This is a genomic window from Streptomyces kanamyceticus, assembly GCF_008704495.1.
GTDB classification, from domain to species: Bacteria; Actinomycetota; Actinomycetes; order Streptomycetales; family Streptomycetaceae; genus Streptomyces; species Streptomyces kanamyceticus.
On record NZ_CP023699.1, the window covers coordinates 3,196,829 to 3,213,676 of the forward strand.

Annotated in this window: 15 protein-coding genes and 2 riboswitches; of the genes, 6 read left to right on the top strand and 9 right to left on the bottom strand. The window is 69.7% G+C overall.

Features of this window, described 5'->3' with window-relative positions; all coding sequences use genetic code 11:
• Window positions 1-114: 114 nt before the first annotated feature.
• The 8 genes from CP970_RS12820 to CP970_RS12855 all read right to left on the bottom strand — a co-directional run bounded on the left by CP970_RS12820 (window position 115) and on the right by CP970_RS12855 (window position 9,278).
• Window positions 115-1,314 carry an ABC transporter ATP-binding protein gene (locus tag CP970_RS12820; RefSeq protein WP_055544832.1) on the bottom strand — a complete coding sequence of 400 codons (1,200 nt, stop codon included), beginning with the start codon at window positions 1,312-1,314 and terminating at the stop codon, window positions 115-117.
• 23 nt (window positions 1,315-1,337) lie between these two features.
• Window positions 1,338-2,438: an ABC transporter ATP-binding protein gene (locus CP970_RS12825; protein ID WP_055544818.1), complete on the bottom strand. Its 1,101-nt coding sequence runs from the start codon at window positions 2,436-2,438 to the stop codon at window positions 1,338-1,340.
• On the bottom strand, window positions 2,435-3,436 hold the full coding sequence (locus CP970_RS12830) for an ABC transporter permease (protein ID WP_055544833.1): 1,002 nt from the start codon (window positions 3,434-3,436) through the stop codon (window positions 2,435-2,437). The genes CP970_RS12825 and CP970_RS12830 overlap by 4 nt, the downstream gene beginning before the upstream one ends.
• A 149-nt stretch (window positions 3,437-3,585) precedes the next feature.
• Window positions 3,586-5,340, bottom strand: a complete 1,755-nt coding sequence (locus CP970_RS12835) for an ABC transporter substrate-binding protein (RefSeq protein WP_055544819.1) — start codon at window positions 5,338-5,340, stop codon at window positions 3,586-3,588.
• A gap of 102 nt (window positions 5,341-5,442) precedes the next feature.
• Window positions 5,443-6,447 carry an ABC transporter permease gene (locus tag CP970_RS12840; RefSeq protein ID WP_055544820.1) on the bottom strand — a complete coding sequence of 335 codons (1,005 nt, stop codon included), beginning with the start codon at window positions 6,445-6,447 and terminating at the stop codon, window positions 5,443-5,445.
• A gap of 353 nt (window positions 6,448-6,800) precedes the next feature.
• Window positions 6,801-7,613: an enhanced serine sensitivity protein SseB C-terminal domain-containing protein gene (locus tag CP970_RS12845; RefSeq protein WP_398655005.1), complete on the bottom strand. Its 813-nt coding sequence runs from the start codon at window positions 7,611-7,613 to the stop codon at window positions 6,801-6,803.
• Window positions 7,614-7,732: 119 nt separating this feature from the next.
• Window positions 7,733-8,512 (bottom strand): enhanced serine sensitivity protein SseB, encoded by a 780-nt coding sequence (locus CP970_RS12850; protein ID WP_055544822.1) that lies wholly within the window; start codon window positions 8,510-8,512, stop codon window positions 7,733-7,735.
• A gap of 76 nt (window positions 8,513-8,588) precedes the next feature.
• Complete coding sequence (locus tag CP970_RS12855; RefSeq protein WP_191095049.1) at window positions 8,589-9,278, bottom strand: AAA family ATPase; 690 nt, start codon at window positions 9,276-9,278, stop codon at window positions 8,589-8,591.
• A 130-nt stretch (window positions 9,279-9,408) separates the two neighbouring features.
• A riboswitch (glycine riboswitch) is annotated at window positions 9,409-9,536 on the top strand.
• Window positions 9,537-9,650: riboswitch (glycine riboswitch) on the top strand. It abuts the riboswitch before it with no gap.
• 35 nt (window positions 9,651-9,685) lie between these two features.
• Here CP970_RS12855 and gcvT point away from each other — a divergent pair.
• From gcvT to CP970_RS12875, 4 genes are all read left to right on the top strand, one after another.
• Complete coding sequence (gcvT, locus tag CP970_RS12860) at window positions 9,686-10,810, top strand: glycine cleavage system aminomethyltransferase GcvT (RefSeq protein WP_055544823.1); 1,125 nt, start codon at window positions 9,686-9,688, stop codon at window positions 10,808-10,810.
• A 98-nt stretch (window positions 10,811-10,908) separates the two neighbouring features.
• Complete coding sequence (gcvH, locus tag CP970_RS12865) at window positions 10,909-11,286, top strand: glycine cleavage system protein GcvH (RefSeq protein WP_055544824.1); 378 nt, start codon at window positions 10,909-10,911, stop codon at window positions 11,284-11,286.
• 23 nt (window positions 11,287-11,309) lie between these two features.
• Entirely contained in the window at window positions 11,310-12,572 is a 1,263-nt protein-coding gene (glyA, locus tag CP970_RS12870) for a serine hydroxymethyltransferase (RefSeq protein WP_055544825.1), read from the top strand.
• Window positions 12,573-12,760: 188 nt separating this feature from the next.
• Entirely contained in the window at window positions 12,761-14,131 is a 1,371-nt protein-coding gene (locus tag CP970_RS12875) for an L-serine ammonia-lyase (RefSeq protein WP_055544826.1), read from the top strand.
• 19 nt (window positions 14,132-14,150) lie between these two features.
• Here the strand turns inward: CP970_RS12875 and CP970_RS12880 are convergent, their stop codons facing one another.
• On the bottom strand, window positions 14,151-15,713 hold the full coding sequence (locus CP970_RS12880) for an alpha/beta hydrolase (protein WP_055544827.1): 1,563 nt from the start codon (window positions 15,711-15,713) through the stop codon (window positions 14,151-14,153).
• Window positions 15,714-15,896: 183 nt separating this feature from the next.
• On the opposite strand from CP970_RS12880, the gene CP970_RS12885 reads away from it, so the two are divergent.
• Both CP970_RS12885 and CP970_RS44180 read left to right on the top strand, forming a co-directional pair.
• Window positions 15,897-16,439, top strand: a complete 543-nt coding sequence (locus tag CP970_RS12885; RefSeq protein WP_055544828.1) for a GntR family transcriptional regulator — start codon at window positions 15,897-15,899, stop codon at window positions 16,437-16,439.
• A 258-nt stretch (window positions 16,440-16,697) separates the two neighbouring features.
• Complete coding sequence (locus CP970_RS44180; RefSeq protein ID WP_157877668.1) at window positions 16,698-16,847, top strand: hypothetical protein; 150 nt, start codon at window positions 16,698-16,700, stop codon at window positions 16,845-16,847.
• Window position 16,848: the final 1 nt, after the last annotated feature.

Consider the following 16,848-nt stretch of genomic DNA (forward strand, 5'->3'; position numbering starts at 1 on the left):
CCCTTCGAACGCGTTCCGATGGGGTGTCCGAGGATCCGGACACGCAGACTCTGCACTCTCCCGCTAGGGCATGTACATGACCCAGGACGCGTAGTTTGTCCGGGTCAACTTGCCTTATCCGTCAGTCGACTTCTGACCCTTGTCCTTCGAAGCCTCGCCCTTGGAAACCGTGGCCTCCGGCTTCGCCTCGGCCTCGGCGGACTCCTCGGCCTCGGCGGTCTCCTCCGCCTTGGGCACCACCGTCACCACGTCGATCGCCTCCTTGGCGACCGAGAGCAGCGTGGTGTCCTGCGGGGCCTGGTCGTCGGCGTTCTCCGGGTGGTGGCACGCCACCTGGTGCCCGGTGCCGAGCGTGAGGAGCGGCGGCTCCTTCGTCTTGCAGATCTCCGTCGCCTTCCAGCACCGCGTGTGGAAGCGGCAGCCGGTGGGCGGGTCGATCGGCGAGGGCACGTCGCCGCGGAGCAGGATGCGCTCGCTCTTGGCGCCGCGCCGCCGCGGGTCGGGCACCGGCACCGCGGAGAGCAGCGCCTTGGTGTACGGGTGCATCGGCGTGGAGTAGAGGTCCTTGCGGTCCGCCAGCTCCACGATCTTGCCGAGGTACATCACCGCGATGCGGTCCGAGACGTGCCGGATCACCGAGAGGTCGTGCGCGATGATCACGTACGTCAGGCCGAGCTCGTCCTGGAGGTCGTCCAGGAGGTTGACCACCTGGGCCTGGATGGACACGTCGAGCGCGGAGACCGGCTCGTCGGCCACGACCAGCTTCGGCCGGAGCGCCAGCGCCCGCGCGATGCCGATGCGCTGGCGCTGACCGCCGGAGAACTCGTGCGGATAGCGGTTGTAGTGCTCGGGGTTGAGCCCGACGCGCTCCAGCATCTCCTGCACGGTCTTGCGCACGCCGCCCTCGGGCTTGACGCCCTGGAGCTTGAAGGGCGCGCCGACGATCGTGCCGATGGTGTGCCGCGGGTTCAGCGACGAGTACGGGTCCTGGAAGATCATCTGCACGTCGCGGCGCAGCGGACGCATCCCGGCGGTGTTCAGGTGCGTGATGTCCGTGCCCTCGAACTCGACGCGGCCGCCGGTCGGTTCGAGCAGGCGCGTGATGAGACGGCCCATCGTCGACTTGCCGCAGCCGGACTCGCCGACCACGCCGAGCGTCTCACCGGGGCGTACGTCGAAGGAGAGCCCGTCGACCGCCTGCACCGCCGCCACCTGACGCTGGAGCAGCCCCTTCTTGATGGGGAAGTGCTTCACCAGGCCGTCGACCTTGAGCAGCGGCTCTGGCGAGCCCTTCGTCTGCGCCGGGATCGTCATCTCACGGCCCTTCACGTCGTCTTTCACAGCTTCGGCGCAATCTCTTCGGTCCAGATCCGGGTGCGCTCTTCCTGCCCCATGTGGCAGGCGGTGTAGTGCCCCGCGGCCACCTCGCGCAGTTCGGGGCGCTCCTTGCGGGTGATCTGGTCCTTGGGGATGTCCGCGTAGGGGCAGCGCGGGTTGAAGGCGCAGCCGCTCGGCAGGTTGATCAGGCTGGGCGGGGATCCCTTGACCGGGATGAGGCGCTCGGTCTCCTCGCGGTCGATGCGCGGCATCGAGCCCAACAGGCCCCAGGTGTAGGGGTGCTGGGGTTCGTAGAAGACCTTCTCCGCCGTGCCGCGCTCGACGCACCGGCCGCCGTACATGACCAGGAGCTCGTCCGCCATCTCGGCGACCACGCCCAGGTCGTGCGTGATCATGATGACGGCGGAGCCGAACTCCTTCTGCAGGTCCCGGATGAGGTCGAGGATCTGCGCCTGGACGGTCACGTCGAGGGCGGTGGTCGGCTCGTCCGCGATGAGCAGCTCGGGGTTGTTGACCAGGGCCATCGCGATCATCGCGCGCTGGCGCATGCCGCCGGAGAACTCGTGCGGGTAGGAGTCGACGCGCTTGTCCGGCTGAGGGATCCCGACCCGGTCGAGCATCTCGATCGCCCGCTTGCGGGCGGTCTTCTTGTCGACGCCGTTGTGGACCCGGTACGCCTCGGTGATCTGCTTGCCGATGGAGTAGTACGGGTGCAGCGCGGAGAGCGGGTCCTGGAAGATCATCGCCATCTCGCGGCCGCGCAGCTTGCGCACCTCGTCCGGCGGGGCGCTCAGCAGCTCGGTGCCGTCCAGCCAGATCTCACCGGAGATCTGCGCCCTGCGGGCGCCGTACTGACCGGCGGTGTGCAGGCCGAGGATGCCGAGCGAGGTCACCGACTTGCCGGATCCGGACTCGCCCACGATGCCGAGGGTCTTGCCCTTCTCCAGCTGGAAGCTGAGCCCGTCGACGGACTTGACCAGGCCGTCGTCGGTCGGGAAGTGCACCTTGAGGTCGCGCACCTCCAGGAAGGCGGAGGGAGCGGGCGAGTTCGCGGCGACGGGTTCGCCCACCGCGGCTCCGCTCTTGGACAGTTCGGTCATCCCAGCCTCACTCGCGGGTCGATGACGGCGTACATAAGGTCGACGACGAGGTTGGCCACGGCGATCGCGAGCGCCGCGCACAGGGTCACGCCGAGAATGACGGGCAGGTCCTTGCTGCTGATGGCCCTGACCGCTTCGAGGCCCAGCCCCGGCAGGTTGAACGTGGACTCGGTGAGCACCGCGCCGCCCATCAGGACACCGAGGTCGAGTCCGAAGACGGTGAGGATCGGGGTCATCGCGGAGCGCAGCGCGTGCTTGCGGATGACGGTCGCCTCGCCGAGGCCCTTGGCTCGGGCGGTGCGGATGTAGTCCTCGCCGAGCACTTCGAGCATGGTGGCTCTGGTGAGGCGGGCGTACATCGCCGCGTTCAGGAAGGCTAGAACGATCCACGGCAGGATCAGGGTCTCCAGCCAGACCCCTGGTGAGTCGTCGGTACTGAGGCTGTCCGCGATCTTCACCCACCCGAGCTGGTGGACGAAGACCCCCATCGCGATCATGCCGGTGAAGAAGACGGGGAGCGAGACACCGGCGAGGGCGGTGGTCATCGCGGCGCGGTCCCAGAAGGAACCCCGCTTGAGCGCGGAGACCACACCGGTGGCGACACCCGCGGCGAGCCACAGGACGCAGGCCCCGGCGGCGAGCGCGGCGGTGACGGGCAGCGCGTCCTTGAGGGTCTCCCAGACGGGCGCCTCGGTGCGGAAGGAGTAACCGAAGCAGGGCGCGGGGCAGTGCGTGACGTCACTTCCGTTGACGTAGTCGCGCCCCATCGGGATGCCCTTGACGAAGTCCCAGAACTGGACGAGAAGTGGATCGTCGAGTCCGAGTTTGGTCCGGATGCCTTCGATCTGCTCGGCTCCGGTGGCCTTGCCGGCGAAGAGGACGGCGATGTCCTGTCCCGCCCACTTGGGCAGCATGAAGAAGACGGTGAAGGTCGCGAGCAGTACGACCAGCACCATGATGATTACGGCGATCAGGCGCCGGATGAGATAAGCAAGCACTGTGCGCGGCCCGGCGGTGACCGGGACCCCCTTGTGAGGGGTCCCGGTCATCGCCCGGGGCCATCACCTGCCCTTCGGACTGGCGGGATTCGGCGGCGATGTGACGGTCAATCAACTACTGGTACTGCAAAGGCAGTTACTTGAGGCGGTTACTTGACGACGCCGAGCGAGACGTAGTCGTAACGACCGTTGTACGCGTCGGACATGTAGGCGTTGGTGAGCCTCGAACCGCGCCAGGTGATGTTCTTCTCGTAGAGGAAGGGCATCCAGTCGGCCTGGTCCAGGATCCGCTTGTCGAGCTCCTTGTAGACCTCGCCCGCCTTGACCGGGTCGGTCTCGGCGATCGCCTTGTCGAAGAGCCCGTCGATCTTCTTGTCCTTGATCTGGGACTCGTTGTAGTTACCGGTCGGGTTCAGGAAGCGGCTGTCGAACAGCGGCTGCGCGTAACCCTGACCCGACGGGAAGTCGGGGCCCCAGCCACTCATCGTCATGCCGTAGCCGCGCTTCTTCACGACGGAGGGCGAGCCGGTGATGCTGGAGGTGTCGGCACCGTCGAGGGCGTCGACGTCGACCTTGATGTTGGCCTTCGCGAGCTGGGCCTGGAGCGCCTCGGCGGCGTCGACCTCACCCGGGTTGTTGTTGCGCGCGGTGAGCTTGGTGCTGAAGCCGTTCGGCATCTTGCACTGCTTCAGCTCGTCCTTGGCCTTGGCCAGGTCCGGCTTGCCCTTGCGCTTGAGGACGCCGTACGGGTCGTAGTCGCTGTGACCGGGGATCGCCACCGGGAAGGTGCTGTTGGCGATGTCACCGGCCGCGACCTTGCCGCCGCGGGTCTGCTGCAGGCTCGCGAAGTCCGTGGCGTAGAAGACCGCCTTGCGGCAGTGCTCGTTGTCGAACGGCTTCGCCGTGTGGATCAGCGCGACGTAGCGCACGAAGGACGTGTGCATGTTGTCGACGTTGGCACGGTGGTCCGAGACCGCGGTGACGCGGCCGGACTGGGTCATGCCCGTGCCGTTGAGGTCGACGTCGAAGTCGCCCTCCATCAGCTTCTTGTCGTTCTCCTCCAGGTTGGCGGAGATCGTCACGTCGATCTTGTCGGGCAGCGCGGCGCGGATCGGGTCCGAGGACTTCTTCCACTTGTCGTTGCGGACCAACACGATCTTCTTGTTGGACTTGTACTCCTGGAACTTGTAAGGCCCCGCGGAGAACGGCCGCTGCGTGTACTTGGCCTTCGTGTCCTTGGCCTCCTTCACCGGCGAACCGGTGGGCATGGCCAGGAACTGCTCGAAGTCACCGTTGCGCTTGGGCAGCTTGAAGATGATCGTCTGGTCGTCCGGCGTCTCGATCGCCTTCAGACCGCCCTTGTCCTTGTACGGCCCCTTGTACTCCTTCTTGGGGTCGAGCGTCTGGCGGATGTAGCCGGGACCACCGGTGATGGTGTCCGTCGCCCAGGCGCGCTCGATGCCGTACTTGACGTCCTTGGAGGTCAGCTTCGAGCCGTCCTCCCAGGTGACGCCGTCACGCAGCTTGTACGTGTAGGTCTTGCCGTCGTCGGAGATCTTCGCGGTGGAGGTCGCGAGGTCCGGGACCAGCTTCGTGCCGCCCTTGCCCGGCTTGGTGTCGTAGGACACCAACTGGCGGGTGTAGAAGCGCATGAAGTCCCACGACATGCCGTAGTAGGCACGCTGGGGGTCGGCGGAGTCGAGGTCCTGCTTGCCGACCATCTTCAGCGTCCCCCCCTTCTTCTTGGACGCGTTGGCGACCTTGTCGAGCGCCGCGTTGTAACCGGCACCCTTACCGCCGTCGCCGTCACCGTCACCGCTGCCGCAGGCCGTGGTGGTCACCAGCGCCGCGACGACGAGGGCCGCACCAGCGGTGAGCCGTCGTTTCGAGGAAACTGTGGGCATTTTCTCGTAACCTCCGAGATTCGCGGTCCCTGGCCATGAGCTGCCGGAGAACCATGGGGAGAGCCACCTGACGTGCGGCAGGGGCAAGTCAGTTGAGGACTTCTAGCGCGTCCCCTTCGGGTCGAGCGCGTCCCGCAGCCCGTCGCCGAAGAGGTTGAAGGCCAGGACCGTGATGAAGATCGTCACGCCCGGGAAGACCATGAACATCGGATCGTGCTCGTAGGTTTCGAGCGCGTCGCGCAGCATGCCGCCCCACGAGGCCGTCGGCGGCTTGACGCCGGCGCCGAGGAAGCTGAGGGCCGCCTCCGTGAGGATGTTGGTCGGGATCATCAGCGTCGCGTAGACGGTGATGGGGGCGACCAGGTTGGGCAGCAGCTCGCGGAAGAGGATGTGGCGTCGGCCGCCGCCGAGGCTGCGGGCCGCTTCGACGTACTCGCGCTCACGGAGCGAAAGCGTCTGGCCTCGGACGATGCGCCCGACGTACGGCCAGCCGAAGAAGCCGATGACCATCACGAGGATCGCGACGCGCACGCTGGTGCCCGTGAGTCCGAGCAGGTCGTCCGGCAGGACGGAGACCAGGGAGATGATGAAGAGCAGCTGCGGGAACGAGAGCAGCACGTCCATCACGCGGCTGATCAGCGCGTCGACCCAGCCGCCGAAGTAACCGGCGATGATCCCGAAGAGCGTGCCGAGCGCCACGGCGACGATGGCCGCGAGGAACGCCACGAGGAGCGAGATCCGCGCGCCGTAGACGATGCGGCTGAAGACGTCGCGGCCCTTGTTGGGCTCGACCCCGAAGAGGAAGTCGCTGCTCACTCCGCCGAGCGCGCCCTTGGGCAGGTTGGTCAGCTCGTCGAGCTTGTCCTGGTGGAAGTCGTTGGGCGGATGCCCCAGCAGGCTCACGATCAGGGGCGCGAAGATGGCGACAAGCACCAGGACCAGCACCGTGATGCCGCCGGCCAGGGCGACCTTGTCCCGCTTCAGGCGGTTCCAGGCGATCTGCTTGAGGGACCGACCCTCGACCTTCTTCACCCCTGCATCAACTGCGGGGGCGACGTCCTCGGTCGGGTCCGCGTCCGCAGGTGTGTCATGCAATGGTGCCGTCATCGTGGCAGGGACCCCTCTCAACCGGTGGTGACCGGCCCGCACTTGCCGCTGTAGCGACGTGATCAGTCCGTCGTACACAGGGGCGAAGGCCCCTTGGAGCGGGAGTCTTCATGCCCGTCGCGATCTGTTACCAGCCTTGGCGGTGAAAGGATGCGTAAACGTGATGCTGATCGAGGTGTTCCGTTATCCGGACGCGAGTGAACGAGGGTCGAACACGGGGCAGTTGGGGTGCAAGGCGGCACAGGAACCCATAGGGCCCCACCCGCATCAGAACGGACATCACGCCCGTTCTCGCTGATCAGTACCGCGATGTGTGGTGAGTGGCGCGGATCAGTACGGCGATGTGGCGCGGATCAGTACTGCGCGGGGTAGCCGTACCCACCGGCGGGCGCGGGAGCCGCCTGGGCCTCGCGGTCGTAGAACGGCCGGGCGTTCGCGCGCAGCCACATCGCGACCGGGTCGTCCTCGTCCGACATCGCGACGGTCGACACGGGAAGACCCTCGGGCACGGCCCCGATGGACTGCTGCATCATCGTGCGCACCGCGTCGACCGACGGCGGCGACGTGTCGTACACATCGAGGCCGATGGCCAGATATGGCGCACCGAGCGCGGGCTGCACCCAGGCCCTGCGCAGCGAGCGGACCGCGGGCGTGCGGTGCGCGTTCTGCGTCAACAAGGCGTAGAACTGAGGGATTTCGATGCTCGGCTCGGTCAGCCTCAGCGGCCCCGCGGGCAGCAGGTCCAGGCCGGAGGCGATACGGCGCAGATCCAGCCAGGGAATGCCGACGCCGCCGCCGGGGGCGTGCGGATTGAGCCAGAGGCCGTAGTGGTCGGGGTAGAGGGTGCGGGACACGTCGACGCCGCGCACCACCTCATAGCTGCGGTTCCAGCCACTCGCGGAGAGCTCCTGGGCGGAGGTCACACACGGTGCGTAACCGAGCCCCTCGATCTCCATGTTCCCGTACTGGGCGTCGGGGGATCCGGCCTGGCCGTGCCAGAGCAGCATCCACACCTGGTCGGCGGCGAGCGCGCGCAGCAGTGCCTCGTAGGCGTCGTAGCGCCCCGGCGTCACCTGGCGCAGCACCTGCTCGACCTGTCCCCCGAGGCTCGAACCAGCCCGTCCAGGGGAGACCCCATCGCCCGCGGCCGTGCCCGACGCACTCACCCGTAACCGCCCCTTCATGACGAAACCGACGAACCCCGTCGCCGGGCACCACTGTGCCCCGGCCGGGTCATGAAACCAGCTTAAGCGGCGATCCCGGCGCGGACTTGACGTACGTGGCCTCAGGCCGCGCGGTGATAAAAGGGCCGCACCCGCTCGCGCAGCCAGTCGCCCACCGGGTCCTGCGCCACGTCGAGCAGCACGAGGTTCACCGGCCACGGCGCGGGCGTCTGACCAAGAGCCCGAGCAAGGGCCTCCATCGGCAGGTCGCGCGCGTTGCCGTCCCAGGTGGACAGCTCGACGCCGATGAAGAGGGTCGGGTCGTCCGTCTCGACGTCGGCCAGGCAGCGGCGCGCCGTGAGCACCACGCCCGTCGCCTCGAACTCCCGGCCCGCCGCGGCCAGGAAGTCCACCGGGTCGTGCTGCCAGTCCGGCTCGTACAGACGTACCCGCCCGCCGCCCGCGGGCCCGTCCAGCGGGGTGCGTCCGGCGCGGCAGAGCTCGGCGACGGCCGCGGGCGGCAGCGGGACGCCGACGGTGCCGTCCGGGTTCAGGGCGATGCCCAGCTGCGGGGGAAGGCCGCGCGCGAACTCGACGGCGGGCGCCACGGTGTGGCCCATCCGGTCCGCCGCGTCGCCGAGGGCCTGGCGGAACTGCTGCTCGGAGCTGAAGACCGGGACGTACGCCTGGCCGTCGATCTCCAGCGTCGGCAGGTCGAGCGTGCCGTTCTCGGGGCCGCCGCCGTTCGGCAGCGGGATCCAGATCGGGCTGCGCCCGAGCACCTCGACGATGCGCCCGCCCGCGGAGGCCGCGGCGCCGAGGGAGGTCGCGAGCACCTCCTCCAGTTCGTTGCCCGGCCATCCGCCGTACGGATGGGCATGTGCCTGCGCCGGAAAGTCCATCTGTCCAACCCCTGCTCGCGACCGCTCTGCCTGCGGCTCGAACCCTATCCCCGACGGGCGGCGGGCTCAGCTGGGCTCAGCTCTCGAAGCCGATCCCCCGCAGCACTCCCGCGGCCCGCCGGTCCAGGAGCACCGCGGAGCCGCAGCCGCGCGGCAGGTCGCCGCGCTCGGCGGCGCCGACCAGGCGGCCGACCGTTCTGCGGTGCCGGGCGAAGGCGTACCGCGACACGCCGCGGCCGCGCGCCCGCTGGCCGTCGAGGGCGGTGTCGGCGGGCACGTCGAGGAGCAGCAGGTGCAGGGTCGTGCCGCGCCGCACGGCCTCGCGGGCGAGCCAGCGGCGCACCCACGCCTGGGTGCCGCAGTCGTGTACGACGACGCTCTCGCCGGAGCGCAGCACGCGGCGCAGGCCCGCGTAGTGCGCGAGGCGGACCAGGGGGCGGTAGACCGCGTACGGCAGCCGCCCCGGCATGCGGCGGGCCCAGCGGTCGCGGGTGTCCTGGGAGTCGACGCGCGGCCCTTCGACCGCCTGCCGCATCAGCGTCGACTTGCCGCCGCCCGGCAGTCCCGAGACGACGACCAGGTCGCCGGCGGCGAAGGTGAGGCGGTGCGGGCTGTGTCCTGCCCGCTGTCTGAGGTCCCTGACCACGGCGACCGGGAGCGGGACACAGCTCTCCCTGGCTGGGGCGATGGCCTGCTTGGGCAGCGCCACCCCCGTGGTCGTGGCGTAGACACTGGCCTTGCTGCGCACCGTGATCGGCCTCCCCATAGCGGTCACGTACTGCTTCCCCGGCAAGTGTAAAGAGAAGGTAATGCGGCACAAGAGCATTCCCGGGCCACGGCTCCCCCTCAGCAGGGTCGCGTGCAATGATGTGCCCGCCAACTCCATACCGGCCGTTTGAATCCGCGCGGGAGAGTTCCCAGCAGCCGTCGTACGACACGTTGACGACGTGCCGACGACGCACTGGGGCGCCGAAGGAGCAAGTCCCTCCCTTGAATCTCTCAGGCCCCGTACCGCGCGGGCGAGGCACATCTGAAAAGCGGACCGCTCCTGCGGTCCCACCCAAGGTGCAAGCCGGGTACCCCGCGTACGGGGACACTCCCGGCGAACCTCTCAGGTTCCGATGACAGATGGGGAGGATCGACCTCGCCCGTCATGCCCTGGGAGTTCCCTTCATGAGCACTGCCCCCCGTCTGACCGCCCTCGATGCCGCCCATCGCGCGCTCGGCGCGACCATGACCGACTTCGCGGGCTGGGACATGCCGCTGCGGTACGCCAGCGAGCGCGACGAGCACAACGCCGTGCGCACCAAGGCCGGTCTCTTCGACCTGTCGCACATGGGCGAGATCACCGTCACAGGCCCCGCGGCCGCGGACTTCCTGAACTTCGCGCTGGTCGGCAACATCGGCTCGGTCGGCCTCGGCCGGGCCCGCTACACCATGATCGTCGCCGCGGACGGCGGGATCCTGGACGACCTGATCGTCTACCGGCTCGGCGAGACCGAGTACATGGTGGTCGCCAACGCCTCCAACGCCCAGGTCGTCCTCGACGTGCTGAGCGACCGGGTCGCCCAGTTCGACGCCGAGGTCCGCGACGACCGCGACGCGTACGCGCTGCTCGCCGTCCAGGGCCCCGAGTCCTCCGGCATCCTGAAGTCGCTCACGGACGCCGACCTGGACGGGCTCAAGTACTACGCGGGCCTGCCCGGCACCGTCGCGGGCGTCCCCGCCCTGATCGCCCGCACGGGCTACACCGGCGAGGACGGCTTCGAGCTCTTCGTCTCCCCCGGCGACGCCGAGAAGCTGTGGAGCGCGCTGATGGAGGCGGGCACGCCCGTCGGCATGGTCCCCGCCGGGCTCTCCTGCCGCGACACGCTGCGCCTGGAGGCGGGCATGCCGCTGTACGGGCACGAGCTGACCGCCGCCCTCACGCCGTTCGACGCGGGCCTGGGCCGGGTCGTCAAGTTCGAGAAGACCTCGCAGTCCGACTCCTTCGTGGGGCGCGCGGCGCTCGCGGCCGCCGCCGAGCGCGCCGAGGCCGCCCCGCCGCGCAAGCTCGTGGGCCTGATCGCCGAGGGCCGCCGGGTGCCGCGCGCCGGGTTCTCCGTGGTCGCCGACGGCAAGGTCATCGGCGAGGTCACCTCGGGTGCCCCGTCCCCGACGCTGGGCAAGCCCATCGCCATCGCGTACGTCGACGCGGCGCACGCGGAGCCGGGCACGCGGGGTGTCGGCGTCGACATCCGCGGCACGCACGAGCCGTACGAGGTCGTGGCGCTGCCGTTCTACAAGCGTCAGAAGTAACGCTTCACGAGCGCCGGGGACAGCGCTCGCGGCCGCCGCGGCCTTCCCTCAGCTCCCCCGTTCATCAGCACTCCCCCGCGTACAGGAGAATTCAGGACATGAGCAACCCCCAGCAGCTGCGTTACAGCAAGGAGCACGAGTGGCTGTCGGCCACCGAGGACGGCGTGGCGGTCGTCGGCATCACGGAGCACGCGGCCAACGCGCTCGGTGACGTCGTCTTCGCCCAGCTCCCCGAGGTCGGCGACACCGTGACCGCGGGCGAGTCCTGCGGTGAGCTGGAGTCGACCAAGTCGGTCAGCGACCTGTACGCCCCGGTCACCGGCGAGATCGTCGCCGCCAACCAGGACGTCGTCGAGGACCCGTCGCTGGTCAACTCCGCCCCGTTCGAGGGCGGTTGGCTGTTCAAGGTGCGCATCACCGGCGAGCCGGACGACCTGCTCTCCGCCGATGAGTACACCGCCTTCACCGCCGGCTGACCCATACCGATAGGGATCGTGTGATGTCGCTTCTCAACACCCCTCTCCATGAGCTTGACCCGGACGTCGCCGCCGCCGTCGACGCCGAGCTCCACCGCCAGCAGTCCACCCTGGAAATGATCGCCTCGGAGAACTTCGCTCCGGTCGCCGTCATGGAGGCCCAGGGCACGGTCCTCACCAACAAGTACGCCGAGGGCTACCCCGGCCGCCGCTACTACGGCGGCTGCGAGCACGTCGACGTCGCCGAGCAGATCGCGATCGACCGGGTCAAGGAGCTGTTCGGCGCCGAGTACGCCAACGTCCAGCCGCACTCGGGCGCCTCCGCCAACCAGGCCGCCCTCTTCGCGATCGCCCAGCCCGGCGACACGATCCTCGGCCTGGACCTGGCGCACGGCGGCCACCTCACCCACGGCATGCGCCTGAACTTCTCCGGCAAGCAGTTCAACGTGGTCGCGTACCACGTGGACGAGGCCGGTCTGGTCGACATGGCCGAGGTCGAGCGCCTGGCCAAGGAGAACAGCCCCAAGGTGATCATCGCGGGCTGGTCCGCCTACCCGCGCCAGCTGGACTTCGCGGAGTTCCGCCGGATCGCCGACGAGGTCGGCGCGAAGCTGTGGGTCGACATGGCGCACTTCGCCGGGCTCGTCGCCGCGGGCCTGCACCCCAACCCGGTGCCGTACGCGGACGTGGTCACCTCCACCACGCACAAGACCCTCGGCGGCCCGCGCGGCGGCATCATCCTGGCCCGCAACAAGGACTTCGCGAAGAAGCTGAACTCCGCGGTCTTCCCGGGCTTCCAGGGCGGCCCTCTGGAGCACGTGATCGCGGCCAAGGCCGTCTCCTTCAAGGTCGCGGCGAGCGAGGAGTTCAAGGAGCGACAGGAGCGCACCCTGGACGGCGCCCGCATCCTGGCCGAGCGCCTGGTGCAGGACGACGCGAAGGCCGTCGGCGTCGGCGTGGCGTCCGGCGGCACGGACGTGCACCTGGTCCTGGTGGACCTGCGCGACTCCGAGCTCGACGGGCAGCAGGCCGAGGACCGCCTCCACGAGGTCGGCATCACGGTCAACCGCAACGCCGTCCCGAACGACCCGCGCCCCCCGATGGTCACGTCGGGCCTGCGGATCGGCACCCCCGCGCTCGCCACGCGCGGCTTCGACGCCGACGACTTCCGTGAGGTCGCCGACGTCATCGCCGAGGCCCTGAAGCCGGGCTTCGACGCGGAGGCCCTCAAGGCCCGGGTGACCGCTCTGGCCGACAAGCACCCGCTGTACCCCGGCCTGAAGTAGTTTCGTACGCTTTAGTTCGTACGTTCTTCCGGGGCACCGCGCACACTGGACACTGAGGACAGTGGGCGCGGTGCCCCGCACCACGTCTCGCGCCCGGCACCACCCGTGCTGTCCGTTCTTCTGCACCACCCGTACCTCTGCACCACCCGGCAGACAACGGCGTCTACCAACCACCATTGGAGTTTCCCGTGGCCATCTCGGTCTTCGACCTGTTCTCGATCGGCATCGGCCCGTCCAGCTCCCACACGGTCGGTCCGATGCGCGCTGCCCGCATGTTCGCGAGCCGCCTCAAGAACGAGGGCCTGATGGCCCACACCACCGCGATACGAGCCGAGCTGTACGGCTCGCTCGGCGCCACCGGGCACGGGCACGGCACCCCCAAGGCCGTCCTGCTCGGCCTGGAGGGCGAGTCGCCGCGCACGGTGAACGTGGAGTCGGCCGACGACCGCGTCGAGGAGATCAAGTCGACCGGCAAGCTGAACCTGCTCGGCATGCACGAGATCGCCTTCGACTTCGACGAGGACCTGATCCTGCACCGCCGCAAGGCGCTGCCGTACCACGCCAACGGCATGACGATCTTCGCGTACGGCCATGACGGCGCGCCCGTCCTGGAGAAGACGTACTACTCGGTGGGCGGCGGCTTCGTCGTCGACGAGGACGCCGTCGCGGGCGAGAACCCGATCGTCCCCGACGACACGGTGCTGAAGCACCCCTTCCGCACCGGTGACGAGCTCCTGCGCCTGGCCTCCGACACCGGCCTCTCCATCTCCGCGCTGATGCTGGAGAACGAGAAGGCGTGGCGCACCGAGGAAGAGATCCGGGCGGGCCTCCTCGACATCTGGGGCGTCATGCAGGCGTGCGTGTCCCGCGGCATGTCCCGCGAGGGCATCCTGCCCGGCGGCCTCAAGGTCCGCCGCCGCGCGGCCAACTCGGCGCGCCAGCTGCGCGCCGAGGGCGACCCGCAGGCCCGCGCCATGGAGTGGATCACGCTCTACGCGATGGCCGTGAACGAGGAGAACGCCGCGGGCGGCCGCGTGGTCACCGCCCCCACGAACGGCGCGGCGGGCATCATCCCCGCCGTCCTGCACTACTACATGAACTTCGTGCCCGGCGCCGACGAGGAGGGCGTGGTCCGCTTCCTGCTCGCCGCGGGCGCCATCGGCATGCTCTTCAAGGAGAACGCCTCGATCTCCGGCGCCGAGGTCGGCTGCCAGGGCGAGGTCGGCTCCGCCTGCTCGATGGCGGCGGGCGCCCTGGCCGAGGTCATGGGCGGCTCCCCCTCCCAGGTCGAGAACGCCGCCGAGATCGGCATGGAACACAACCTCGGCCTGACCTGCGACCCGGTCGGCGGCCTCGTGCAGATCCCGTGCATCGAGCGCAACGGCATGGCGGCGGTCAAGGCCGTCACCGCGGCGAAGATGGCGATGCGCGGCGACGGCTCCCACAAGGTCTCCCTCGACAAGGTCATCAAGACCATGAAGGAGACGGGCGCGGACATGAGCGTCAAGTACAAGGAGACGGCTCGGGGCGGGCTCGCGGTGAACATCATCGAGTGCTGAGGCGGCGGGGCCGGGTGCGTCAACAGGTGGCGTCGGAGCCGACCGGCTTCCTGGTGATGAGGTAGGCGTCGACGGCCTCGGTCACGCAGGAACCCGCGCGGCCGTACGCGGTGTGGCCCACGCCCTCGTAGGTCAGGAGCATGCCGCCGGGGAACTGTTCCGCCAGCGCCCGCGCCTCCTCGTACGGCGTGGCCGGGTCGCCCGTGGTGCCCACCACCAGGACCGGCGGGACGCCCTTGGCGCTGACGCGGTGCGGGCGCTGGGTGCCGGTGGGCCAGTTCGCGCAGGTCAGCTCGTCGACGACGCTTGAGGTGCCGTACACGCCCGCGGCCTTCCCCGCCGGGCCGAGGGCGTTCCAGTAGGGGCCTGCGGTGCGCGGGTGCGGGGTGTCCAGGCAGCTGACGGCGAGGATGGCCTCGTCGTCGTTCTCGGGGTCCGTGCCGCGCGGCTTCTTGTGGGAGTCGGTGGACGGCTCGTCGCCTTCGGCCAGCGCCGCCAGCTTGGTGCCGTCGCCGTCCACCGCCGCGCTCAACGCCTCGGAGAGGTCCTCCCACTGGTCCTCCGGGGTGTACATCGCGCCCGTGACGATGTCGAGCAGCGTCCTGGCGTCGACGTCGTACAGATCCTCGTCGTCGACCGGCAGCGGCTCACGCGCCGCCTGCTCGTAGAGCTCCTCGATCAGCTCGGATATCTCCCGCGGCGTCGCGCCGGGGCAGCTGTCGCCCGCGATGTCGGCGCACTGCTCGGCGTAGTCGTCGACGGCTCGGCGGAAGCCGGTGCCCTGGCTCAGCGCGCGCTGCCGCCAGTTCAGGGAGGGGTCGATCGCGCCGTCCAGGACGAGGGCGCGGACGCGGTGCGGGAACTGTTCGGCGTACGAGGTGCCGAGGCTCGTGCCGTAGGACCAGCCCAGGTAGGTCAGCTTCTTGTCGCCGAGCGCCGCGCGCAGGACGTCCAGGTCACGGGCCGCGTCCACCGTGCCGACCTGGCGCAGGATGCCGCCGCTGGCCCGTACGCACCCGGCCGCCTCGGCGCGGGCCGCGGCGAACGCGCGGGCGCGGTCCTTCGCGGTGGCGGGGGTGATCGGCTCGGGTTCCCCGGACTCCTCACCGGTGTCCTGCGCGCACGTCACCGCGGGCTTGCTGCCGCCCACGCCGCGGGGGTCGAAGGAGACGATGTCGAAGCGGGCGCGCACGGCGCGGCTGAACACCTCGCCACCGTCCGCCTTCAGGTCGCTCACACCGGAGGCGCCGGGCCCGCCCGGGTTGTAGACGAGCGAGCCGACGCGCTCGTCCGGGTCGGCCGTCGCCGCCTTCGTCACCGGCAGGACGAAGGTCTTCCCGTTCTCCGGGTGGCCGTAGTCCCTGGGCACGGTGAGCCGCGCACACTTCAGGTCCCCGCAGTCGGCCCACGTCAGCTTCTGCCCGTAGAACAGCTTGAGCGCGGCCTGCTCCTCCGCACCGGAACCGCCCGTGCCGCCCGTGCCGCCCGTGCCGCCGCAGCCGACGAGCGAGGCGGCGGCCAGGGACAGGACGGCCAGTGGCAGGGCGAGGGGGTGACGGCGGTGCCGTCCGGCGCGGTTCAAGGAGGGACTCCCGGGATCGGTTCAGGGAGCAGGATGCCCCGGGTTGTCTGAGGGGTGGACGAGGGGGTCGGTTCCGGCGACATCCCGTCCCGACGCGGGCAAATCGTCGTTGACGTGGGCCCGGACCGGGTCGCTTAGCGTGTGAAGCGGCAAGGCTGGAAGCCAGGCACCCCGGAGGACGCCGTGAGCGAGAGCATGTGGGTCAGCACCTCGATGCCGTACCTGACGCCGCGAGAGAGCGGGCAGCCCGACGCCTGGGGCGTCGAGGCCGCCGCCCGTGGCGGCAAGGGGAGCCAGCACATCACGTACGCCGGTGAGGTGCCCGCTCCGGAGGACGTCGCGGCCCTGCTCCACCTGCCCGCCTCGGAAACCGTCGTCGTACGCCGCAGGATCATCCAACTCGACGGCGAACCCATCGAGTTGACGGACACGTACTACCCGGCCCACATCGCCCGCGGCACCCGCCTCGCCGAGAAGGGAAAGATCCCGGGCGGAGCGGTCACCCTCCTCGCCCGACTCGGCTACACCGGCGTGCGCGTACGCGAGGACGTGATCGCCCGCATGCCCGACGCGACGGAACGCCAGACCCTGAACCTGGCCCCGGACGAACCGATCCTCCAGCTGAGCCGGGTCACACTGGACGCCGACGACCGCCCCCTCCAGGTCGACAAGATGGCGATGCCGGCCCACCGGCAGCGGCTGCGCTACGAGATCAGGATCGGCTGACCGTGCCCACCACCGACGACGGCCACGCGGACCGGCGGTCGCTCCACGAGCGGATCGCCGGTGGACCGGGCTCTACGAATTGCCCGCGCCGGTGCTGCCCACCGACCGGCCGTTGATTGCGTAGGCAATTGCGTAGTTCTACGGATGCCCCGGGCCAGGGGATTTGACAGGCTCAGCGTGGATGTATGCGCATCCATCCGGAGCCCGACCCCCTTCCGGGCTCCGGACCCCGCACTCGCCCCCGACCGAGGAACGCACATGGGCCTGCCCGAAGGCACCCGGAGCCTGTTCTCCCGCTCGTACGACGTGGACGCTTACGACGTGCACGCGTGCGCGTACGACACGGACGTCTTCCCGTACGGCGCGGGGGTGCCCGCGGGCACCCCCGGGAACCGGACGGCGCGGTAGG